20 protein-coding genes are annotated in these 22319 nt (G+C 73.0%); 6 read left to right on the forward strand and 14 right to left on the reverse strand.

Annotated features, from left to right (window positions below):
• The first annotated feature begins 31 nt into the window (after positions 1-31).
• Together KF708C_RS29300 and KF708C_RS29305 are read left to right on the forward strand one after the other, a co-directional pair.
• Positions 32-1447, forward strand: a complete 1416-nt coding sequence (locus tag KF708C_RS29300) for an aldehyde dehydrogenase family protein (RefSeq protein WP_059414939.1) — start codon at positions 32-34, stop codon at positions 1445-1447.
• A 14-nt stretch (positions 1448-1461) separates the two neighbouring features.
• Positions 1462-2280 (forward strand): enoyl-CoA hydratase, encoded by an 819-nt coding sequence (locus tag KF708C_RS29305; protein WP_059414942.1) that lies wholly within the window; start codon positions 1462-1464, stop codon positions 2278-2280.
• A gap of 19 nt (positions 2281-2299) precedes the next feature.
• On the opposite strand, the gene ada is transcribed toward KF708C_RS29305, so the two are convergent.
• The 4 genes from ada to KF708C_RS29325 form a co-directional block, all read right to left on the reverse strand.
• The gene (gene ada, locus KF708C_RS29310) at positions 2300-3388 is read right to left on the reverse strand and encodes a bifunctional DNA-binding transcriptional regulator/O6-methylguanine-DNA methyltransferase Ada (RefSeq protein ID WP_059414946.1); all 1089 of its coding nucleotides are present in this window, start codon (positions 3386-3388) and stop codon (positions 2300-2302) included.
• Between the two features lie 67 nt (positions 3389-3455).
• On the reverse strand, positions 3456-4166 hold the full coding sequence (locus KF708C_RS29315; protein ID WP_059414949.1) for a 2OG-Fe(II) oxygenase: 711 nt from the start codon (positions 4164-4166) through the stop codon (positions 3456-3458).
• Between the two features lie 111 nt (positions 4167-4277).
• Positions 4278-5282, reverse strand: a complete 1005-nt coding sequence (locus tag KF708C_RS29320; protein ID WP_059414951.1) for a tripartite tricarboxylate transporter substrate binding protein — start codon at positions 5280-5282, stop codon at positions 4278-4280.
• A 60-nt stretch (positions 5283-5342) separates the two neighbouring features.
• The gene (locus KF708C_RS29325; RefSeq protein WP_059414953.1) at positions 5343-7649 is read right to left on the reverse strand and encodes an ATP-dependent DNA helicase; all 2307 of its coding nucleotides are present in this window, start codon (positions 7647-7649) and stop codon (positions 5343-5345) included.
• A gap of 267 nt (positions 7650-7916) precedes the next feature.
• Here KF708C_RS29325 and KF708C_RS29330 point away from each other — a divergent pair, with 267 nt between their 5' ends.
• Together KF708C_RS29330 and KF708C_RS29335 are read left to right on the forward strand one after the other, a co-directional pair.
• On the forward strand, positions 7917-9521 hold the full coding sequence (locus KF708C_RS29330; RefSeq protein WP_059414955.1) for a hybrid sensor histidine kinase/response regulator: 1605 nt from the start codon (positions 7917-7919) through the stop codon (positions 9519-9521).
• A 144-nt stretch (positions 9522-9665) separates the two neighbouring features.
• Positions 9666-11720 (forward strand): NAD(+) synthase, encoded by a 2055-nt coding sequence (locus tag KF708C_RS29335; RefSeq protein WP_020203053.1) that lies wholly within the window; start codon positions 9666-9668, stop codon positions 11718-11720.
• A 166-nt stretch (positions 11721-11886) separates the two neighbouring features.
• Here the strand turns inward: KF708C_RS29335 and KF708C_RS29340 are convergent, their stop codons facing one another.
• Positions 11887-12864, reverse strand: coding sequence for a LysR family transcriptional regulator (locus KF708C_RS29340; RefSeq protein WP_059414957.1), 978 nt, complete (start codon positions 12862-12864; stop codon positions 11887-11889).
• A gap of 97 nt (positions 12865-12961) precedes the next feature.
• Here KF708C_RS29340 and KF708C_RS29345 point away from each other — a divergent pair, with 97 nt between their 5' ends.
• Positions 12962-14212, forward strand: coding sequence for an MFS transporter (locus KF708C_RS29345; RefSeq protein WP_020203055.1), 1251 nt, complete (start codon positions 12962-12964; stop codon positions 14210-14212).
• A gap of 82 nt (positions 14213-14294) precedes the next feature.
• On the opposite strand, the gene KF708C_RS29350 is transcribed toward KF708C_RS29345, so the two are convergent.
• From KF708C_RS29350 to KF708C_RS29365, 4 genes are all read right to left on the reverse strand, one after another.
• Complete coding sequence (locus KF708C_RS29350) at positions 14295-14516, reverse strand: DUF2188 domain-containing protein (RefSeq protein ID WP_020423779.1); 222 nt, start codon at positions 14514-14516, stop codon at positions 14295-14297.
• An 85-nt stretch (positions 14517-14601) separates the two neighbouring features.
• Positions 14602-14898: a hypothetical protein gene (locus KF708C_RS29355; protein ID WP_020203057.1), complete on the reverse strand. Its 297-nt coding sequence runs from the start codon at positions 14896-14898 to the stop codon at positions 14602-14604.
• A 130-nt stretch (positions 14899-15028) separates the two neighbouring features.
• Positions 15029-15646: a 2-hydroxychromene-2-carboxylate isomerase gene (locus KF708C_RS29360; RefSeq protein ID WP_059414959.1), complete on the reverse strand. Its 618-nt coding sequence runs from the start codon at positions 15644-15646 to the stop codon at positions 15029-15031.
• A gap of 100 nt (positions 15647-15746) precedes the next feature.
• Positions 15747-16475, reverse strand: a complete 729-nt coding sequence (locus KF708C_RS29365) for an SDR family oxidoreductase (RefSeq protein WP_059414961.1) — start codon at positions 16473-16475, stop codon at positions 15747-15749.
• A 296-nt stretch (positions 16476-16771) separates the two neighbouring features.
• Between KF708C_RS29365 and KF708C_RS29370 the strand changes: the two genes are divergently transcribed.
• Positions 16772-17602 (forward strand): IclR family transcriptional regulator, encoded by an 831-nt coding sequence (locus tag KF708C_RS29370; RefSeq protein ID WP_197090450.1) that lies wholly within the window; start codon positions 16772-16774, stop codon positions 17600-17602.
• Positions 17603-17634: 32 nt separating this feature from the next.
• On the opposite strand, the gene KF708C_RS29375 is transcribed toward KF708C_RS29370, so the two are convergent.
• The 5 genes from KF708C_RS29375 to KF708C_RS29395 are packed head-to-tail and all read right to left on the reverse strand — an operon-like array spanning position 17635 to position 22266.
• A complete protein-coding gene (locus KF708C_RS29375; protein ID WP_020203061.1) occupies positions 17635-18531 on the reverse strand; it encodes a branched-chain amino acid ABC transporter permease in 897 nt (298 codons plus the stop codon).
• Between the two features lie 11 nt (positions 18532-18542).
• On the reverse strand, positions 18543-19421 hold the full coding sequence (locus tag KF708C_RS29380) for a branched-chain amino acid ABC transporter permease (RefSeq protein ID WP_020203062.1): 879 nt from the start codon (positions 19419-19421) through the stop codon (positions 18543-18545).
• 12 nt (positions 19422-19433) lie between these two features.
• Positions 19434-20207 (reverse strand): ABC transporter ATP-binding protein, encoded by a 774-nt coding sequence (locus KF708C_RS29385; RefSeq protein ID WP_231586630.1) that lies wholly within the window; start codon positions 20205-20207, stop codon positions 19434-19436.
• Complete coding sequence (locus KF708C_RS29390; RefSeq protein WP_197090445.1) at positions 20204-21031, reverse strand: ABC transporter ATP-binding protein; 828 nt, start codon at positions 21029-21031, stop codon at positions 20204-20206. Before KF708C_RS29390 ends, KF708C_RS29385 begins: the two co-directional genes overlap by 4 nt.
• On the reverse strand, positions 21031-22266 hold the full coding sequence (locus KF708C_RS29395) for an ABC transporter substrate-binding protein (protein WP_059414969.1): 1236 nt from the start codon (positions 22264-22266) through the stop codon (positions 21031-21033). The genes KF708C_RS29390 and KF708C_RS29395 overlap by 1 nt, the downstream gene beginning before the upstream one ends.
• Positions 22267-22319 lie beyond the last annotated feature (53 nt).

Here is a 22319-nt window from a genome sequence, read left to right on the forward strand (position 1 = left end):
GACCACGGTAACGCTCGCGGCCACGGCCGGGATGCGGATCGACCACCACTACATTGGCGGCGCGCGCGTACCCGCCACGCCGGCCGGCGAGGTCCATGTCGGCGACGCCGCCACCGGCGCGCCGCTGGCCACCGTGACGCTCGGCGGCGCGGCCGACGCGGACGCCGCCGTGCGCGCCGCGCGGCTGGCGCTGCCGGCGTGGCGCGCGCTCGGTGCGCGCGGCCGGGCGCCGTTCCTGCTGGCCATCGCCGATGCGCTGGAGGCCGTGTCCGGCGAACTGGCGCGCGAGATCTCGCGCGAAGTCGGCATGCCGCTCAAGCTGGCCCGGCGCATCCAGGTCGATGCGCCGGTGGCCGCGTGGCGCGCCACCGCGGCGCTGGCGGACAGCTTCGGCTTCGAGCGCACCGTCGGCAATTCGCGCATCGTGCTCGAGCCGGCCGGCGTGGTGGCGGCCATCACGCCGTGGAACTATCCGCTGCACCAGATCACGGCCAAGCTCGCGCCGGCCCTGCTGGCCGGCTGCACGGTGGTGCTCAAGCCTTCGGAGCTGGCCCCGGCCACCACCGCGCGCCTGATCGCGGCCGCCGAGCGCGCGGGCCTGCCGGACGGCGTGCTCAACGTAGTGCTCGGCGCCGCCGCCGTGGGCGAGGCACTGGTGGCGCATGCCGGCGTCGCCATGCTGTCCTTTACCGGCTCTACCGCGGTCGGCCGCCGGATCGCCGCCATCGCCGCCGGCGACATGAAGCGGCTGTCGATGGAGCTCGGCGGCAAGTCGGCCGCCGTGGTGCTGCCCGGCGCGGACCTCGCGCGCGCGGTCAAGGCCACGCTGGCCTCGTGCATGCTCAACAGCGGCCAGACCTGCAGCGCCACCACGCGCCTGCTGGTGCCGCGCGCCGACTACGCCCAATGCCGCGCGCTGCTGCGCGAGGGCGCGGCGGCGCTGACGCTGGGCGATCCCGCCGACCCCGCCACGCGCGTGGGGCCGCTGCTCTCGGCCGCGCAGAAGGCGCGCGTGCTGGATTTCATCCGCGAGGCCGAGCAGGCCGGCTGCGACCTGGTGGCCGGCGGCAGCGCGGCCGCGGTGCCGGGCAGCGGGCATTTCGTCGCGCCCACGGTGTTCGGCGAGGTGCGGCCCGACAGCCGCCTGGCCAACGAGGAAGTGTTCGGGCCGGTGCTGGCGGTGCTCTGCCACGACTCGCAGGACGGCGCCATCGCGCTGGCCAACGCCACGCCCTACGGCCTCGCCGCCACGGTGTGGGCCGCCACGCCGGAGCAGGGCGAGGCGGTCGCGCGCGAGCTGCGCGCCGGGCAGGTCGACGTCAACGGCGGCCGCTTCAACGCGCTGGCGCCGTTCGGCGGCTTCGGCATGTCGGGCGTCGGCCGCGAAGGCGGCGCCTTCGGGCTGGAGGAATTTCTCGAGCCCAGATCCATCCAGCTACCCACTTGAACCGGGACCGACCCATGTACAACGAAATCCAGCTTTCCCGCGCCGGCACCGACGGCCGCATCGCCGTCGTCACCCTCAACCGGCCCGACAAGCTCAACGCGCTGACCAGGGTCATGGAAGCCGAGCTGCGCGAGGTCATGGAGCAAGCCGACCGCGACGCCGCCGTGCGCGTGGTGGTGCTCACCGGCGCCGGCCGCGGCTTCTGCGCTGGCATGGACATCGACGAGCTCGAGATCCTGCCGCCGGGCGACATCCGCGCCGCGCAGTGGATGCGTCCGTTCGACATGAACCGGCGCCCCGACTACCAGACCCGCTACGGCTACTTCCCCGCCATGCGCAAGCCCGTCATCGCCGCCGTCAACGGCGCGGCGGCCGGGCTCGGGCTGGTGTTCGCGCTGTACAGCGACATCCGCTTCGCCAGCGACAAGGCCGCCTTCAGCACCGCGTTCGCCAAGCGTGGCCTGATCGCCGAGCACGGCATCGCCTGGATGCTGCCGCGCGTGGTCGGACCCGGCCACGCGGCCGACCTGCTCTATTCGGCGCGCAAGGTCTCGGCCCAGGAAGCGCTGCGGATGGGGCTGGTGAACCGGCTCTACGAGGCCGACAGCCTGCTGCCCGAGACGCTGCGCTACGCCGAGGATCTCGCGCAGAACGTCTCGCCGCGCTCGCTCGGCGTGATGAAGCGGCAACTGGGCGAGGTGCCGTTCCAAAGCCTGGCCGAAGCCACGCGCGACGCCAACGAGGCGATGTTCGCGAGCATCCAGAGCGCCGACTTCAAGGAAGGCGTGGCGCACTTCATCGAGCGCCGCCCGGCGCGCTTCACCGGCGAGTGAGCGAGAGCGCGGCGGCCCGTCACGCCTGCCCCTCGCGCCCGAGCAGTTCCCGCTTGCGCTCCACGCCCCAGCGGTAGCCCGAGAGCTGGCCGTCGCTGCGCACCACGCGATGGCAGGGAATGGCCACGGCGATGTGGTTGGCGCCGCAGGCCTGCGCCACCGCGCGCACCGCCTTCGGCGCGCCGATGCGCGCGGCGATCTCGGCGTAGCTGGCGGTGGTGCCGGGCGGGATCTCGCGCAGCGCCTGCCACACGCGCTCCTGGAATGCGGTGCCGCGCACGTCGAGCGGCAGGTCCAGGCCCAGCGACGGCGCTTCGATCAGGCCGACCACGCGCGCGACCAACTGCTCGAAGCCGGCGTCGCCGCCGATCAGGTTGGCGCGCGGGAACTGGTCCTGCAGCTCGCGCGCGAGCGCGTCGGGGTCGTCGCCGAGCAGGATCGCGCAGACGCCGCGCTCGCTCTGCGCGACCAGGATGGCGCCGAGCGAGCATTCGCCCACGGCGAAGCGGATGTCGGTGTCGGCGCCGCCGGCGCGGTAGCGGCTGGCGGTCATGCCGAGCATCTGGCCGGCGGCTTCGTAGAAGCGGCTGTTGGAATTGAAGCCGGCTTCGTAGATGGCTTCGGTGACGGAGCCGGCGCGGCCCAGGCCGTCGCGCAGGCGGCGCGCGCGGTGCGCGCTGGCGTAGGCCCTGGGCGTGAGGCCGGTGACGGCCTTGAACACGCGGTGGAAATGGAAGGGGCTCAGGCCGGCCTCGCGCGCGAGCGTGTCGAGCGCGGGCGGCTCGGCGGCGTGCTCGATGCGGCGGCAGGCTTCGGCGACCAGCGCGGCGTGCTGCGCCGCGGTGGCGGACTGGTCGGCGGCGGCGCGTTTGCTGGGGCGGTAGCCGGCGGCCTCGGCGGCCTGCGGCGTGTCGAAGAACTCCACGTTCTCCGGGCGCGGCAGGCGCGAGGGGCTGCTCGGGCGGCAGTAGACGCCGGTGGTCTTGACGGCATAGACAAAATCGCCGTCGGCCGCCGGGTCGCGCGCCAGCACGCGGGCCCAGCGGGGGTCGTGTTCGGTCGGGGAGGTGGCTGGCGTACGGGCCGGGGCGTGGGTCGGTTTGGTCATGTGCTCACTGTATGCCGCCGCCGCGCGCCGCGCACTCCGGCGCTTGCGGTCGAATTCCCGGAGGCCGTCAGGCGGCGTCGTGGAAGATGATGCCCAGCACGTGCCGCCGGCCCGTGCGCAGCCGGCTTACGCCGTGGCGCAGCTTGACGCGGTAGCTGCCGCGCGTGCCCTGCACCGGGCGCTGGTTCACCGCGAACACCACCGCGTCGCCCTTGCGCAGCGGCACCACCTCGGCGCGCGACTGCATGCGCGGACGCTGCTCGGTCAGCACGAACTCGCCGCCGGTGAAATCCTCGCCCGGCTCGGACAGCAGGACCGCCACCTGGAGCGGGAACACGTGCTCGCCGTACAGGTCCTGGTGCAGGCAATTGTAGTCGCCGGGGCCGTATTGCAGCAGCAGCGGGGTCGGGCGCGCCTGGCCGGCGTCGTGGCAGCGGCGCAGGAAGTCCGCGTGCCGCGCGGGATAGCGCGCGTCGATGCCCATCGCGGCATGCCAGCGGTTGGCCACCGGCGCGAGGTGCGGATAGAGCGCATCGCGCAGGTCCCGGACCGGGCCGGGCAGCGGGTAGCCGAAGTACTTGTACTCGCCGCGGCCGAAGCCGTGGCGGCTCATGATCACGCGCGAGCGGAAGAGGTCGTCGCGCGGATAGAGCGCGGCCAGCGCGTCGCAGGCCGGCGGCGCGAGCAGGCCCGCGATGACGGCGCAGCCGTGCTGGTCGAGTTCCTGCCCGATGGCCTCCCAGGGCAGCCTGTCGACCGCCGCCGCGCCTGCCTGCATGACTGTCACGATGGACTCCTGGCGGTGAACGATGATGGGCAAGGCTACGCCGGCGGCGGCGGCGCGTCACTCCGCATCTTGCCGCCGAATTCGGCCGAATTCCGCGCGCGGCTAGTCCGCCCGCAGGCCGATGCGCGCGGCCAGCTTCTGCCAGCGCGCCATGTCCGCGTCGACCACGCCCTGGAACTCGGCCGGCGTGCTGTAGGTGGCGGCAAAGCCCAGTTGCGCGAGGTTGGCGCGGATCTCCGGCCGGGCGACCGCGCGCGCGATCTCCACGTTGAGCTTGCGCACCACCTCGGGCGGCGTGCGCGCCGGCGCCAGGATGCCGAACCACTGGTCGACGTCGTAGCCGGGCAGGCCCAGCTCGGCCACGGTCGGCACGTCCGGCAGGAAGGGCGAGCGCTGGCGCGAGGTCACGGCCAGCGCGCGCAGCCTGCCGCTCTTGAGGTAGGGCAGGGTGTTGGTGAGCGTGTTGATGCTGACGTCGGCCTGGCCGCCCAGCACGTCGGTGAGCGCGGGCGCGCAGCCCTTGTAGGGAATGTGCAGCAGGTCGATGCGCGCCGAGATCTTGAGCAGCTCGCCAGCCAGGTGCTGCGGCGTGCCGTTGCCGCACGACGCATAGCTGGGCGGACGCGGCGCGCGGCCCGCGGCCAGCAGGTCGGCGAAGCCGTGGATGGGCGAATGCGCCGGCACTGCGATCACCGACGGCACCGAGGCAAAGGCGACGACCGCGCCGAAGTCCTTGCGCGGCGAGAACGGCAGCTTGCCGAACACGGCCGGGTTGATGGCGAAGCTGCTGTTGACCATCAGCAGCGTATAGCCGTCCGCCCGGCTGTGCGCCACCAGTTCGGCGCCGATGTTGCCGCTGGCGCCGGGCCGGTTGTCCACCACCACGGCCTGGCCCAGGCTGCGGCTGAGCTCGGTGCCGACGATGCGCGCCAGCGTGTCGGTGCCGCCGCCCGGCGGGAACGTCACCACCAGCCGGATCGGCCGCTGCGGGAAGGCGCCGGCGCGGGCGGCGGCCGGGCTGGCGCCGGCGCGCGCGGGCGCCGCCGCCAGCGTTGCGCCCAGCAGCGAGATGGCCGCCAGGCGGGGTACCACGGATAGGAATCTCATGTGATGCGGTCTTCGGATGACCGACATGATAGTGCAGCGAGCCGGCGGCGGCAGGCGGCGTCAGCGCCCAGCCGGGTCCGCGGCCTCGATGCCGGCGCCGCGCACGTCCCACCAGGCCGGCAGCAGCGCCCGCACCTCGGGGCGCGCGAAGCGGTCGTCGATCAGGTGGACCACGCCGCGGTCGGCCTCGGTGCGGATCACGCGGCCGGCGGCCTGCACCACCTTCTGCAGGCCGGGGTAGAGGTAGCCGTACTCGTAGCCGCTGCCGAACTCGGCTTCCATGCGCTGCCGCGTGAGTTCGTTGACCTCGTTGAACTGCGGCAGGCCGAGCGTGGCGATGAAGGCACCGACCAGGCGGTCGCCGGGCAGGTCGACGCCCTCGGCGAAGGCGCCGCCGAGCACGGCGAAGCCGATGGCGCGGCCGCCCGGCTCGAACGCGGCGAGGAAGCCGGCCTGCTCGGCCTCGCGCATGGCGCGCGCCTGCCGCCGCACCGGAATGTCGGGCCAGCCGAGCTCGAAGGCGTCCGCCACCTGGCGCAGGTAGTCGTGGCTGCTGAAGAACGCCAGGTAGTTGCCCGGGCGCTCGCGGTACTGCGCGGCCAGCAGTTCGGCGATCGGGCGCACCGAGCGCGCGCGGTCGCGGTAGCGCGTGGAGATGCCGCCGGCGATGCGCACGGCGAGCTGGCCGGCGTGGAACGGCGACGGCACGTCGAGCCAGGCGGCGTCCGGCGGCAGGCCGAGCGTGTCGCGCACGAAGCGCGCGGGATGGAGCGTGGCCGAGAACAGGATGGCGCAGCGCGCCGCGCCGAAGCGCGGCGCGAGGAACGGCGCGGGAATCAGGTTGCGCACGGCGAGGCGGCCCTTGCCGGGGCGCGCCGGCGCGGCCGCGCCGTCGCGGCGGATGTCGAACACCGAATGCGGACCGAACGATTCGGCCAGGCGGCAGAAGTGCAGCGCGTCGAAGTAGAAGCGCTGCAGCGCGGGGCTCACGCTGGCGGGCGCCTCGGCGAGCTGGTCGAGGATGGCGGCGGCGGCGCGCTCGAGCGCGGCGAGGAACGCGGGCGGAATGTCCGCGTGGGGCGCATGGGCCGCGCCCGCGGCTTCCCGTGGGCGGGACAGCGCGCCCCATTGCGTGCCGAGGCGGCGCAGCGCGCCGGCCAGCGGTTTCGGCGCGGCGCGGCGCAGCTCGGGCAGCACGGCCGGGTCCAGCTCCGCCGAGTACATCTTGCGCGCGCGCTCGAGCAGGTTGTGGGCTTCGTCCACCAGCACCGCCACGCGCCAGTCGCCGGCGGCGGCCATGCCGTGCAGCATGGCGCCGCGGTCGAAGTAGTAGTTGTAGTCGCCCACCACGAGGTCGGCCCAGCGCGCCATTTCCTGGCCGAGGTAGTAGGGGCACACGCCGTGGGCCAGCGCCGCCTGCCGCAGCGCGGCGCGGTCGAGCACGGGCTGCGCGGCGGCTTCCAGGCGCGCGGCGGGCAGGCGGTCGTAGAAGCCGCGCGCGAGCGGGCAGGCTTCGCCGTGGCAGGCCTGGCCGGGATGCTCGCAGGACTTCTCGCGCGCGGCCAGCTCCAGCACGCGCAGCGGCAGGCCGGGGTTGGCCGCGCGCAGGCCCCGCGCGGCATCGAGCGCCATCTGGCGGCCGGTGGTCTTGGCGGTCAGGTAGAACACCTTGTCGAGCCCGCCCGCCGGCGCGGCCTTGAGCGTGGAGAACAGCGCGGCGCCGGTCTTGCCGATGCCGGTGGGCGCCTGCGCCAGCAGGCAGCGCCCGCCGCGCGCGGCGCGGTAGGCCGCCTCGGCCAGTTCGCGCTGGCCGCGCCGGAACGCCGCGTGCGGGAAGGCCATCGCCGCCAGCGCCGCGTCGCGCGCGGCGCGGTGGGCGGTCTCCTGCTCGGCCCACGCGACGAAGCGCGCGCACTTGTCCTCGAAGAACGCCCGCAGCCAGCCGGCGTCGCGCGCCTCGGTGCAGGCCGACTCGCGCTGGCTCGCCATGTCGAAGTACACCACCGCGATGCGCATGGCGGGCAGGTCGAGCTTGCGGCACATCAGCCACGCATAGATCCTGGCCTGGGCCAGGTGCAGTTGCCGGTGGTTTTCCGGCAGCGTGGCCCAGTCGCCGCGCACGGTCTTGATTTCCTCGAGCAGGTTGGCGCCGGCGTCGTAGCCGTCGGCGCGGCCGCGCACCAGCAGGTGCCGGTATTCGCCCTGCAGCGCGATCTCGGCCTGGTAGCCGGCGCCGCGGCGGCCCTGCACCAGCGCGTGCGCGGCCTGCCCCTCGGCGGCGCTCGGCGAGGGCGTGAAGCGGATGTCGAGGTCGCCCTGCTTGGCGGTGAACTCGCACAGCGCGCGCACGGCGACGGTGCAGGTCATCGGGGCGGCGTGCGCTGCGGCGCGCACTGGTCGGCGGAGAACACGGCTGGCGGGGAAGGGCGGATCTGGACTGTATGAATATACAGTATCCGGGCCGCCACGCGGCAGCCGCGCCACGCCGCCGCGCAATGGCGGCGCCGGCGCGGGCAGACCGTGCCGCGATTTTTTTGCGTATGCTGCGTATCACGGCGGGCCGCTGCTTCGGGCCGCCGCTTTCCCGAGTCCATGTTCCCCCGAGCTCATGCCGCCCGAGCCCATGCCGCCGCCATGAAAGCGCCTCGCCGCCCGCCCGACTCCGCAGCGCCGCCGCCCGCCGGCGAGGCGTCCGCGCCGCCGACCGCCGCCCAGCATGGCCAGCCCGACCAGCCCGACCAGCCCGGAGAGACCGACTACCGCGCGCTGGTCGACGCCATCCAGGACTACGCCATCTACACGCTCGACCGCGGCGGCCATGTCTCGAGCTGGAGCCCCGGCGCGCAGCGCATGAAGGGGTATGCGGCGGCGGAAGTCATCGGCCGGCATTTCTCGTCGTTCTACACGCCGGAGGCCATCGCCCGGGGCTGGCCCGAACACGAGCTGCGGCGCGCGGTCAGCGAAGGCCGTTTCGAGGACGAAGGCTGGCGCGTGCGCAAGGACGGCTCGCAGTTCTGGGCCAACGTGACCATCACGCCCATCTATGGCGAAGACCGCTCGGTGCGCGGCTTCGCCAAGGTCGTGCGCGACATGAGCGAGCGCAAGCGGCTGGAGGAGATCGAGGCCTCGAGCCGCCGCATGAACGAGTTCCTGGCCACGCTGTCGCACGAGTTGCGCAACCCGCTGGCGCCGGTGCGCAACGCCGTCAACCTGCTGCGGCTGGACACCAGCCTGGGCCCCGGCGCGGCGCGCTGCCGCGACATGATCGACCGCCAGATCAGCCACCTCACGCGGCTGGTGGACGACCTGCTCGACGTGGGGCGCATCACCTCGGGCAAGGTCGGGCTGCGCATGCGCAACGTGGAGCTGGGCGACCTGGTGGCGCGCGCCATCGAGTCCGCGCGGCCGGCGCTGGACCTGCGCGGCCAGCAGGTCGACGTGAGCCTGCCGGCGCAGCCGGTGGTGTTCCGCGGCGACCTCACGCGCCTGGTCCAGGTGCTGCAGAACCTGCTGCACAACGCCTCCAAGTTCTCTCCGGCCGGCAGCCGGATCGCGCTCGGCGCCGCGGTCAGCGGCCGGCTGCTGGAGCTGCGCGTGTCGGACCCCGGCTGCGGCATCCCGGCCGCCGCGCTGGACGACATCTTCCGCCTGTTCGTGCAGCGCATGCCCGCCGGGCAGACGCGCAACGGCGGGCTCGGCATCGGCCTGTCGCTGTGCCGCTCGCTGGTGGAGCTGCACGGCGGCACCATCGGCGCGGCCAGCGCGGGCGAGGGCCGCGGCAGTACCTTCACCGTGCGGCTGCCCTGCACGCCGCCGCAAGCGCCGCCGGCGCAGCCCGGGGCGGCGGCGCGCCCGCGCCCGCTGCGCGTGCTGGTGGTGGACGACAACCGCGATTCCGCCGACAGCCTCGGCATGCTGCTGGAGATGCTGGGGCACGAGGTGTGGGTGGCCTACGAGGGCGAGACCGCGCAGGCGCTGGCGGCGCGCTTCCTGCCGCATCTGGCCCTGATCGACATCGCCATGCCGGTGATGAACGGGTACGAGCTGCTCAAGCTGCTGCGCGCGCAAGCGGGCTTGTCCGGCACCACGTTCGTGGCGATGACCGGCTTCGGGCAGCCGGCCGACCAGGCGGGCACGCACGGCGCGGGTTTCCACGCGCACATGGTCAAGCCGCTGGAGCTGGCGCAGCTGGAGACGCTGCTGGCCGGCGTCGGGCGGCAGGCCGCGCGCGGCGGATAGCATCCGCTCGCGGCGCGGCCCCGCGCGGCGCGCATCCGGCGCGCATCGTAGAATTGCATCATTGCCACGCTGGCGGCGCGTCCGCGCCGCCGCGCCTTTGCCGGCGCCGGGCCGCCCGCCGCAGCCGGCGCAAGGACGAACGAGATGACCGACAAATTCCTCAATATCTATTCCCACGGCTTCGCCCGCGTGGCGGTGGGCGTGCCCGTCTGCCGCGTCGCCGACCCGGCCTTCAACGCGGCCGGCACGATCGCGCTGGCGCGCCAGGCGGCCAGCCAGGGCGCGGCGCTGGTGGCGTTCCCGGAGCTGGGGCTGTCCGCCTACACCTGCGACGACCTGTTCCACCAGCGCGCGCTGCTCGATGCCTGCGAGGCGGCGCTGGGCGAGATCGTCGAGGCGTCGCGCACGCTCGCCACCACGCTGGTGATCGGGCTGCCGCTGCGGGTGGAGCACCTGCTGTTCAACTGCGCGGCGGTGGTGGCCGGCGGGCGCATCCTGGGCGTGGTGCCCAAGACCTACCTGCCGAACTACTGGGAGTTCTACGAGGCGCGGCAATTCAGCTCGGCCGACAACGCCTCGGTCGACGAGATCCGGCTGCTGGGCCAGAAGGTGCCGTTCGGCGCGGGCCTGCTGTTCGAGGCCGGCGACATCGCCACGTTCCGCTTCCACGTGGAGATCTGCGAGGACCTGTGGGTGCCGGTGCCGCCGTCGTCGTTCGCGGCGCTGGCCGGTGCCACCGTGCTGGTGAACCTGTCGGCGTCCAACATCGTGGTGGGCAAGGCCGGCTACCGCCACCAGCTGGTCGGTCAGCAGTCGGCGCGCTGCCTGGCGGCCTATGTGTACAGCTCGGCCGGCAAGGGCGAGTCGTCCACCGACCTGGCTTGGGACGGGCAGGCGCTGATCTACGAGAACGGCGAGCTGCTGGCCGAGTCCGAGCGCTTCGCCGACGACGCGCACCTGACCTTCGCCGACGTCGACCTGGAGCGCCTGTCGCGCGAGCGCATGCACCAGACCACGTTCGGCCACTCGGTGCGGCGCCATGCCGCCGAGGTGGCCAAGTTCCGCGTGATCGGCTATGAAGCCGGCGTGGGCATGCGGGACGCGCTGCCGCTGCGGCGCAAGCTCGAGCGCTTTCCCTACGTGCCGTCCGACGCGCGCCGCCGCGACGAGCGCTGCCACGAGGTCTACAACATCCAGGTGCAGGCGCTGGCGCAGCGCCTGTCGGCCAGCGGCATCCGCAAGGTGGTGATCGGCGTGTCCGGCGGGCTGGACTCCACGCACGCGCTGCTGGTGTGCGCCAAGGCGATGGACCGGCTCGGCCTGCCGCGCACCAACATCATCGGCATCACCATGCCGGGCTTCGCCACCAGCGACCGCACGCTGGTGCAGGCCAGGAAGCTGATGGACGTAGTGGGCTGCGCGGCGAGGGAGATCGACATCCGCCCGAGCTGCCTCGAGATGCTCAAGGACCTGGGCCATCCGTACGCGGCGGGCGAGCCGGTCTACGACGTGACCTTCGAGAACGTGCAGGCCGGCGAGCGCACCAACCACCTGTTCCGCTTCGCCAACCACAACCAGGCCATCGTGATCGGCACCGGCGACCTGAGCGAACTCGCGCTGGGCTGGTGCACCTACGGCGTGGGCGACCACATGTCGCACTACAACGTCAACGCCAGCGTGCCCAAGACGCTGATCTCGCATCTGGTGCGCTGGGTGGCGGAGACCGGCCAGATCGGCGCGGCCGGCTCCGACGTGCTGATCGACGTGCTCGAGACCGAGATCAGCCCGGAACTGGTGCCGGGCGACTCGGCCAGCGCGCCGCAGCAGAAGACCGAGCATTTCATCGGGCCCTACGAGCTGCAGGATTTCAACCTGTACTACACGCTGCGCTTCGGCTTCACGCCGAGCAAGATCGCCTTCCTGGCGCTGAGCGCGTGGGGCGACCGCGAGCAGGGCAACTGGCCGGAGGGCCAGCACGTGGCGCGCAACCAGTACGAGGTGGCCGACATCAAGCGCAACCTGCGCATCTTCCTCGACCGCTTCTTCCGCACCAGCCAGTTCAAGCGCTCGTGCGTGCCGAACGGGCCCAAGGTGGGCTCGGGCGGCTCGCTGTCGCCGCGCGGCGACTGGCGCGCGCCGAGCGATTCGGAATCGGTGGTGTGGCTGGCGGACCTGGAGAAGGTGCCGGATTCGCTCTGAGGCCGGCGGCGGATTTGCCGGCGGCCGGCGCTATCCCCGCGTGGCCTGCGTGGCCCGCGTGGCCGGCCGCCGGGCGATGCGGGTGCCGAACCGGTTGTCCGGCATGGCCTGCCTGTGGCGCCGCCGGCCGCTGTCCGGGTAAGCGATTCGCGGACAGCATGACTTCCTATTCTTCCTGCCCTGCGGCGGCCCCGCCGGTGGCCGCCATCGCGCGCGGCACCGCCTCGCGCATGGTTTCCACGAAGCGCCGCAGCTTGGCGGGATAGAAGCGCGCATACGGATAGATCAGTTGCAGCGGCAGCGGCGACGCCTGCCATTGCGGCACCAGGTGCACCAGGCGGCCCTGCGCGATGTCGTCGGCCACCATCCACGCCGAGGCCACGGCCACGCCGAGCCCCAGGATGGCCGCGCTGCGCAGCGCGTAGAGGCTGTCGGTGCTCACGCGCGGGCGGAACGCCAGTTGCCGGGTCTCGCCGCTGGCCGCGTGCGTGAGCGTGACCTCGGTGCGGTAGAAGGTGCGGATCGACAGCCAGGGCAGCGCGGCCAGCGCATCGGGCTGCATGTCGGGCTGCATATCGGGCTGCGCCAGCAGCGACGGCGCCGCCACCACGATGCGCGGCACCTGCGCCAGCCGGATCGCCACCACGGCCGGGTCGCTGACCTCGCCCACGTGGATGGCGCAGTCGATGCCGTCGGCGATGAAATCGGGGGTGCGGTCGTGCAGCAGCCATTCCACGTTCACGCGCGGGTGGCGCCCCAGGTACGCCGCCAGCGGGCCCACCAGCCGCTGCTGGCCGAACGCGTGCGGCACCACCACGCGCAGCGTGCCTTCGGGCTCGTCACGGGCGCCGCGCAGGTCGGCCTCGAACGCCTCCCAGCTGCCGACCAGCTCCTTGGCGCGGCCGTAGCAGCGCTCGCCGTCCTCGGTCAGCTTCATCGCGTGCGTGGAGCGCTGCAGCAGGCGCAGGCCCAGCGAGCGCTCCAGCATCTGCAGGCGGCGGCTCACGGTGGGCTGGGTGGTGCCCATCTGCGCGGCGGCGGCGGACAGGCTGCCGGCCTCGACGATGCGCACGAAGGTCTGCATCAGCTCGACGCGGTCGGTGGACGCGGAGGCAGGCTGGGCGGGGGAGCGGGGCGCTTTCATACGCGAAGCGTATATCAGTTGTGCGAAGCGCGGTACTACCGCGCGCGCCGGCGTGCACCCACACTCGGGGCTCTGTCAAAAGCCAAGGGTAGACACCATGACATCCGTCCAAGCCGTGCCAGCCGGCACCGATCCGCATCCGGCCGCCCGGCACCATGAAAGCGAGGCGCCGCGCCTGCCGGCGAGCCTGATCCTGCTGCTGGCCGCGGGCGCCGGCCTGTCGGTGGCGGCGCTTTATTACAGCCAGCCGATGCTGGGTGTGCTGGGCGCCGACATCGGCGCCTCCGACGCCACCGTCGGGCTGGTGCCGACCTTCACGCAGCTGGGCTACGCGCTGGGCATCCTGCTGCTGGCGCCGCTGGGCGACCGCTACGACCGCCGCCGCATCATCCTGGTCAAGGCCGCGGCGCTGAGCGTCGCGCTGCTGGTGGGCGGCTCGGCCTCGGGCATCGGCCTGCTGCTGGCCGCCAGCCTGGCCACGGGCCTGGCCGCGACGATGGCGCAGGACATCGTGCCGGCCGCCGCCACGCTGGCGCCCGAGGCGCACCGCGGCAAGGTGGTCGGCACCGTGATGACCGGGCTGCTGCTGGGCATCCTGCTGTCGCGCGTGGCCAGCGGCTTCGTGGCGGAGCACTTCGGCTGGCGCGCCATGTACGTGATCGCGGCGGCCAGCATCGCGCTGATCGGCGCGGCGGCCTGGCGCGGGCTGCCGCGCTTCCGGCCCACCACGCACCTGCCGTACCGCGCGCTGCTGGGCTCGCTCGGCAAGCTGTGGGTGAAGCACGGCGCGCTGCGCCGCGCGGCGCTGGCGCAGGGGCTGCTGTCGGTGGGCTTCAGCGCGTTCTGGTCGACGCTGGCGGTCATGCTGCACGGCGCGCCGTTCCATCTGGGCAGCGCCGCCGCCGGCGCGTTCGGCCTGGCCGGCGCGGCCGGGGCGCTGGCCGCGCCGCTGGCCGGGCGCCTGGCCGACCGGCGCGGGCCGGAACTGGTCACGCGGCTGGGCACCGCGCTGACGGCGCTGTCGTTCGCGGGCATGCTGCTCGCGCCGCTGCTGGCGCCGCATGCGCGCCTGTGGCTGATCGCCGCCAGCGCGCTGGGCTTCGACCTGGGCGTGCAGGTGACGCTGGTGGCGCACCAGACCATCGTCTACGGCATCGAGCCGGGCGCGCGCAGCCGCCTCAACGCGGTGCTGTTCGGCGGCATGTTCATCGGCATGGCCACCGGCGCCGCGCTGGGCAGCGTGCTGCTGGCGCACTGGGGCTGGGTGGCGGTCACGGCGCTGTCCACCGCCACCGCGGGCGCGGCGCTGGCCGTGCGGCTGTGGCCGGGCGCGGCCAGCGCGAGGTAAGCGCGAAGTAAGTGCGGGATAGACGCGAGATCGGCGTAGGATGGGCGCAGAATGGCGCCCGAAGCCGAGGGGGAAGGCGGATTCAGGCCAGCGCGAAGGTGTCCTGCTCGAACGCGCACTGGTTGCAGATCCGGCCGTCGGCCTCGTGGATCAGCAGCGCCACCCCGTCGCGGCGCGCGTCGCGCGTGCCCGCGCGGATGGCGGCTGCCTGCGTGGCATGGTGCGAGTTGGCGTAGCGGGCACCGTCCTGGATCACATCCCATCCGTCGCCGTAGGGCCTGACGTGAAGATATTGCGCTGGCATGGCGTTTCCTGTGGCCGTCTGAGGCTCCATTGTGCGCGGACGGCACGGATTTGCCATCGGTGGCTGTCTGACACGCCCGCGCGGCCTAGGCGTCGGCCAGCCGGTCGGCGAAGTCGCGCGTGACGAGCTGGACGTCGAGGTCGCGCAGCGCCTGTTCGTCGGTGTCGTCGGCGATCTGCGCCACGCTGACCAGGCGGAACGCCACCGCCGTCATCGAGTATTTCTGCTTGTAGACGTCGCTGTAGCGCTTGAGCAGGCGCAGCGCGTCGCCGAGTTCGAGCCGGGTCGCGTAGGCCGCCAGGCGCGTGCGCGAACTGACGAAGGTGTCGATGTGCGGCTCGGTCCTGGTGGCCAGCCATTCTTCAACGGTCAAGAGCAGCATGGAAATCTCCTGCGGATGCGTGGGTCAGGCGTCCGGCGGGAGCGGCTTTGCCTCCTCGTGCCCGGGGCTTGCGGTGCCGCCGCGCCGGCGCGATGGCCGGCGCGGAATGCGGCGGACCCCGATGATAGCCTCAGCCGGCGCGGCGGCGCACGATTTCCTCTTCCACGTCGCGCAGCCGGTCCTTGCCGAAATAGATCTCGCCGTCCACGAAGAACGTGGGCGAGCCGAACGCGCCGCGCTCGAATGCGTCCTGCGTATTGGCGAGCAGTTGCGCCTTGACCTCGGTGTCGGCGATGCGCGCGAGCATCTGCGCGCCATCGAGCCCCGCGGCGTCCAGCGCGGCCCGGATGACCTCGGGATCGTCCATCTTCCTTTCGTGCTCCCACATGTCGGCGAAGACCGTGTCCACGTATGTCTCGAAGGTGCCGTCGCGCTGCGCCGCCACCGCGCCGCGCATGATCTGCAGCGTGTTGACCGGGAAGTGCGGGTTGCGCCGGAAGCCGGCGATGCGGTGGCGCTGGATGAAGCGCCGCATTTCGAGCATGTCGTATTCGGGTTTGTTCTTGATGCCGCCGAACGCCTCGGCCGGCGAGCGGTTGCCGGTCAGGCGGAACAGCCCGCCCAGCAGCACCGGCACGTACTCGAAGCGCACGCCGGTGCGTTCTTCGATGGCGGGGATGACCTTGTGGCTGAGATAGGCGTTGGGGCTGCCGAAATCGAAAAGGAACTGTACTTTCACGTCGGGCATTTGTCGGTCTCTGTCTTCGGTTTTCGTTCTTGCCGCGGGAGGCGGGTTGGCGCGGGAAACGGCGGGCCGGGCGCTGGGGGGCTTGCGGCCCGCGGCGCGATCACCAGCTCTCGATCCAGGGGCGCAGGTCGAGCTCGTGGGTCCAGGCGTCGCGCGGCTGCTGGTGCAGCATCCAGTAGGCGTCGGCGATGTGCTCGGGGTTGAGGATGCCGTCCTGCTCCTTGAGCTTGTAGCGCTCGGGGAAATTCTCGCGGATGAACTCGGTGTCGATGGCGCCGTCGATGATCGGGTGCGCCACGTGCAGCCCCTTGGGCGCCAGCTCGCGCGCCATCGACTGGGCCAGCGCGCGCAGGCCGTGCTTGGCGCCGGCGAACGCGGAGAAGCCGGCGCGGCCGCGCCGGCTGGCGGTGGCGCCGGTGAAGAAGATCGAGCCGCGCTGGCGCGGCAGCATGACCCTGGCCGCTTCCCGGCCCATCAGGAAGCCGGCGAAGCAGGCCATTTCCCAGACCTTGAAATAGACGCGCGCGGTGGTGTCCACCACGTCGAAGCGCACGTTGGCGCCGATGTTGAACACGGCGACCTCGATCGGCGCGATATTGGCCTCGATCTCGCGGAACAGCGCGGCCATCTCCTCTTCCTTGCGCGCGTCGGAGCCGAAGGCGTGCGCGCTGCCGCCCTCGGCCTCGATCTGCGCCACCAGCGGCGCCAGCTTGTCGGCGTTCCTGCGCGTGACGCAGGCGATGTAGCCCTCGCGGGCGAAGCGGCGGGCGATCGCGCCGCCGGTGGCGTCGCCGGCGCCGATCACGAGCACGGCCTTTTTCTGGGTCATCTGTCTTCCTCCGGTTCGTCCTGGGCGGACGATTTTTGCGGAATCAAAAACTGCACAGCGGTCCAAAGTATGGGTAGGGGATCGCGCCAAGTCAAGCGGGCGCCGCTGCTGATGCCAGTTGCCGGCGATGCGCGCGGCGCGGGCCGGGTGACGGAGCCGGCATGCAGGACTGCATTGCAGTCCGCCGGCCGTTCGTGTTACCTTGCCCGCGCGAGATTGCCGACGCAGGCACCGCATCATCGAACCGGACAGAGGCAATGGCAAGACACCAGGAAGGCGCGCCGGCGCGGCAGGACATGGAGGACATGGCGGACATGGAAGACGCCGCGGACGCGCAGGCGCCCGCCGAGGCCGGCGCGGACCGCCATTTCGTGACCGCGCTCGCGCGCGGGCTGGAAGTGCTGCGCTGCTTTCCCGGCGGCGACAGCTTCCTCGCCAACCACGAGATCGCCGAGCGCTGCGGCCTGCCCAAGTCGACCGTCACGCGCCTGACCTACACGCTCACGCGGCTGGGCTACCTGCATCTGGTGCCGGAGAGCGGCAAGTACCGGCTCGGCACCGCCACCGCGGCGCTCGGCAGCACCATGCTGGCCGACCTCGACGTGCGGCAGGTGGCGCGGCCGCTGATGCAGCGGCTGGCCACCGAGACCGATGCCGTGGTCGCGCTCGCCACCCGCGACCGGCTCTCCATGCTGTACCTGGAATGCGCGCGCGGCGGCTCGATCGTCACGCTCAGCCTCGGCGTGGGCTCGCGCATCCCGCTGGCCACCACGGCCGCCGGGCGCGCGCACCTCGCGGGCCTGCCGCCGGCCGGGCGCGCCGAGCTGATGGAGCGCGTGCGCGCGCTCGACGAGGCCGCGTGGCCGGCGCTCAAGCGCGGCATCGATCTCGCCGTGGAGGAGTGCCAGGCCACCGGATGCGCGTCGTCGCTGGGCGACTGGATGCAGGAGGTGCACGCGGTCGCCATGCCGTTCAGCCCGGGCCACGGCCTGCCGATGATGGCGCTTAGCGTGGCCGGCGCGGCGCAGTATTTCCCGGCCGCGCGGCTGCTCGGCGAGGTCCGCGCGAAGCTGGTCGAGACCGTGCGCGAGATCGGCCGCGGGCTGGGCCAGCGCGTTTCGGCCTAGCCGCGCGTTTCCGCCTGGCCGGCGGCGCGCGTTCAGGCGGACGGCTGGTCCGCGCCGGGGGCCGCGCGCAGGCGGTACTCGGCCACCAGCCCGGCGGGCCGGTAGATCAGCGCCACGATCAGCCCCAGCCCGATCAGCATCAGCCGCAGCGAGGCGAGCTGGCTGGCGCTGAGCCACGCCACGTAGTCGTTGACGAAGCGCGTGCCTTCGAGCAGCGCCACCACGGTGAACGCCGACAGCAGTACGCCGCGGTTGCTGCCGCGCCCGCCGATGATCACGCCCATGAAGGCATAGGCGGTGAGGATCGGGCCGAACTGGGTCGGGTCGATGTACTGGTAGTAGAACGCATGCATGCCGCCGGCCAGCCCGATGGCGCCGCCGCCCAGCGCGAACAGCCGCAGGCGCAGCCACAGCACCGGCTTGCCCAGCGTGGCGGCCACCAGCGGGTCGTCGCGCAGCGCGCGCGCGGTGCGGCCCAGCGGCGCGCGCGCCACCACCTCGAACAGCGCGAAGACCGCCGCCAGCAGCGCCAGCGCGACGGCCAGCAGCGCGCCGTCGCCGGCCACCGGGCGCGGGATGTTGGCGATGCCGAGGCTGCCGCGCGTGAGCCATTCCTCGTGGATCGCGACCAGCTTCAGGCATTCGGCGAACCCCAGCGTGACGATGGCAAGGTAGTCCTCGGACAGCCGCGCGGAGATCAGGCTGGTCAGCGCGCTGGCGAGCATGGCCAGCGCGGCGGCGGCGGCCAGCGCCAGCCACGGGTTCCAGCCCAGGTGCGCGAGCTGCGCGCAGGCGTAGGCGGCCAGCATGTAGAAGCCGAACAGGCCGAAGTTGACCAGTCCGGTCAGGCCCCATTGCAGGTTCAGTCCGAGCGCGGCGATGCCGGCGATGGAGACCAGCATCAGCAGGGAGATCAGGTAGCTGCTCATGGTCCGCTTCCTTATTTCTGCACCGGCGCGCGGCCGAACACGCCCCACGGCCGCACCAGCAGCAGCGCGGCGAGCACGGCGAAGGCCACCAGCGTGCGGTAGTGCGACGGCAGCGCCAGCGTGGAGGCCTCGGCGGCCACGCCCATCACCAGCGCGCCGAACACCGCCGCCATCGGGTTGGCGATGCCGCCGAGGATGGCGGCGGCGAACACCGGCAGCACGTAGTTCCAGCCCATCTGCGGATCGAGCGTGGCGTCCAGCCCGACCAGCAGGCCGGCGGCGCTGGCCAGCGCGCCCGACAGGAACCACGTCAGCGCCACCACGCGCGCGCGCGAGATGCCGCGCACCGCCGCCAGCGCGGGATTGTCCGCCACCGCGCGCATGGCGCGGCCCAGCGGCGTGCAGCGGAACACGAGCCACACCAGCGCCAGGCTGGCCGCGCCGACCAGCACGATCAGCCATTGCTCGTAGTTCACGCGCAGGCCGCCCAGCGGCTCCAGCGCGGCCACGCGGAACGGGCGCGCCGGCTCGGTGTCGTAGCCCAGCGGCGTGCCGCCGGCGACGAAGCGCACCGCGTTCTCCAGCACGAAGGCCACGCCCATGCTGGCCACCAGCAGCGTCACGCCGGAGCGCTCGCGCAGGCGGCGGTAGACCAGCCAGTCGACCGCCACTGCCACCACGCCGCCCAGCGCCACGCCGGCCGCGGCGGCCCACGGCAGCGGCCAGCCCAGCACCGCGTTGAACAGGTAGATCAGGTAGGCGCCCAGCGTCAGCATGGCGCCGATGGCGAAATTGGCGAAGCGCAGCACGCTGAAGCTCAGCGCCAGCGCCAGCGCCGGCAGCGCCACCAGCAGGCCGGAGACCAGGCCGTTGAAGATGAGTTGAAGCATCGGTGTGGCCTTTTATGAAGCGCCGCCGGCGAGGCGGGTGTCGTGCGCGCGCGTGCCCAGGTAGAGCTGGCGCACCGCGTCGTCGTCGGCCAGGCCCGCGGCCGGCGCCACGAGCCGCACCTGGCCGGCGGCCAGCACCAGCCCGGTGTCGGCCGCGGCCAGCCCGAGGCGCACGTTCTGCTCGATCATCAGCAGCGTGATGCCGGTGGCGCGGATGCGCGCGATGACCTCGAACAGCAGCGCCGCGTTGCGCGGCGACAGGCCCGCCGAGGGCTCGTCCAGCACCAGCAGCGACGGCGTCTGCATCAGCGCCGAGGCCATCGCCACCATCTGGCGCTGGCCGCCGCTGAGCAGCCCCGCGCTGCCCGGCAGGCGCGCGCGGATCTCGGGGAACAGGTCCAGCACGTACTCCTGCCGCCGGCGCCGCGCCGCGCTGCCCGCGCCCCGGCCGGCGTGCAGGAATTCCCAGCCCAGCCGCAGGTTGTCGGCCACGCTGAGGTTGGCGAACACGTTGCCCTCCTGCGGCACGTAGGCCAGCCCCAGGCGCGCGCGCGCCGGGGCGTCGAGCGGGCCGAGCTCGCGCGTGCCCAGGCGCACGCTGCCGGCCGACAGCGGCAGCAGGCCGGCCACCGCCTTGAGCAGCGTGGACTTGCCCGAGCCGTTGGGGCCGATCACGGTCAGCGCGCCGCCCGGCGGCACCGTGAAGCTCACGCCGTGCAGGATGTCCTTGCCCCGGTAGCCGGCCGACACGCCCGCCAGCACCAGTTCTTGCGGCGCGTCCATCATGGCTCTCCCAGGTAGGCCTGGCGCACGCGCGTGTCGGCGGTCACGGCGTCGAAGCTGCCCTGCGTGAGCACCCGGCCTTCGGCCAGCACGTAGACGTGGTCGCACAGCGCGGCCACCATGTCCATGTTGTGCTCGACGATGGCGAAGGTCTTGCCCTCGCCGCGCAGCGCCAGGATGAACTGGCACAGCTCCTCGATCAGCGCCGGGTTGACGCCGGCGGCGGGCTCGTCGAGCAGCACGATGTCCGGCTCCAGCATCAGCGCGCGGCACAGCTCCAGCAGCTTCTTCTGGCCGCCGGAGAGCGCGCCGGCGGGCTGGTCGGCCAGCCGCGTCAGGCGCACGCGGGCGAGCAGCGCCAGCGCGCGCTCGATGGCCGCGGCCTCGGCGCGGCGCACGGCGCCGCGGCGCAACAGCAGGTTGCCCAGGCGCTCGCCGGGCTGGCGCGGCGCGGCCAGCAGCAGGTTCTCCAGCACGCTCAGGCTGTCCAGCTCGCGCGCGAGCTGGAAGGTGCGGGCGATGCCGGCGTGCGCGCGCCGGTGCACCGGCATGCGCGTGATGTCGGCGCCGGCCAGCCGCACCGTGCCGCGCCGCGGCCGCTGCGTGCCGGCCAGCACGTTGAACAGGGTCGACTTGCCGGCGCCGTTGGGCCCGACCAGGCCGGTGATGCGGCCCGGCGCCAGGCTGACCGAGGCGCCGTCGAGCGCGCGCACGCCGCCGAAGGACACGCTGACCGCCTCGGCCGCCAGCACGCGCTGCGCGCGCTGGCCGGGCGCGGCGCGGGCCGGCGCGGCGGCGGGGGCGCTGTCCAGGGCTGCCTGCGTCATCACTTGAGCGTGTCGACGAGCTGGTTGGCGCCGTTGCGGATCACGAAGTGGCCATACTCGCGGTTCAACTGGTCGCCGGTCGGCGTGAACTGGAAGCGCGAGCCGGCGCCGCTGTAGGCGATCGCCTGCCTGGCGCGCAGCGCCTTGAGGCCGTCGACGGGATTCTCCACGGTCTTGCCGGGGCCGTTGACCACCGGCAGGATGGACCTGGCGAACACCTGCGGGTCGGCGCTGCCGGCGCGCTCGATGGCCAGCGCCAGCACCGAGATCTCGTCCCACACGTTGGACGGGAAGATGGCCAGCGTGCCGGCCGGGATGCCGGCGACGCGGGCAAAGGTCTTGTACGCGGTGGAGTCCGCCGGCGGGATCGACTGGATGTGGTGGATGCCCTCGGCCACCGCCTTGCCCACGTTCTTGATGAAGGCGCCCTCGGCATCGGCCGACGACGAGTTGGCGTAGATGCGCGTGTCGCTGAAGCCGCTGCGGTAGACCTCGCGCGCGATGGCCGACAGGTCGGGCAGGTAGCTGGGCAGGAACACCGCGTCCGGCTTCTTGCCGAACACCTTCTCCACCTCGGCGCGATACGACGGCTGGTTGGGGTTGTAGAACACCGTGTCGAGCACCTGGCCGCCGCCCTTCCTGAACTCGGCCGCGAACGGCTCGACCATGCTCAGCGTGAACGGCGTCTGCAGCACCAGCAGCGAGGCCTTGCGCGCGCCGTCCTTGAGCGCGGCGCGCGCGAATACCGCGCCCCAGTCGCTGCCGCGCGCCTGGAAGCGCCACACCAGCCCCTTGTTGTCGCCCTGCGTGACCTCGTCGCCGGAGCCGCTGACCAGCAGCGGGATGCCTTTCTCGATGGTCAGCGGCTTGATCGCCATCGCCACCGCGCTGCTCCACAGGCCGACGATGGCCGACACCTTGCCCACGTCCAGCAGCTTGCGCGCCGCGGCCACGCCGGCGGTGGGGTTGCTCTCGCTGTCCTCCACCAGGATTTCCAGCTTGCGCCCGCCCAGCACGCCGCCGGCCTCGGCGTTGATGTAGTCGGCGGCCTTGCGCGCGGCATTGGCCATGCCCTGGCCGTAGGCGCCGCCGCCGCCGGACAGCGGCACCAGCACGCCGATGCGGATGGGGCCGCCGCCCTGGGCCAGCGCCAGTTGCGGCGCGGCCAGCGCGGCCAGCGATGCGCCCGCGGCGCGCAGGAAGGCGCGGCGCTCGAACGAGGAAGAGTCAGTCATGGCAGGTCGGGATCAGGAGAGGGCGGAAGAGAGCGGAAGATAAGATGCGGGCG

The organism is Cupriavidus basilensis, from assembly GCF_000876015.1.
GTDB classification, from domain to species: Bacteria; Pseudomonadota; Gammaproteobacteria; order Burkholderiales; family Burkholderiaceae; genus Cupriavidus; species Cupriavidus basilensis_B.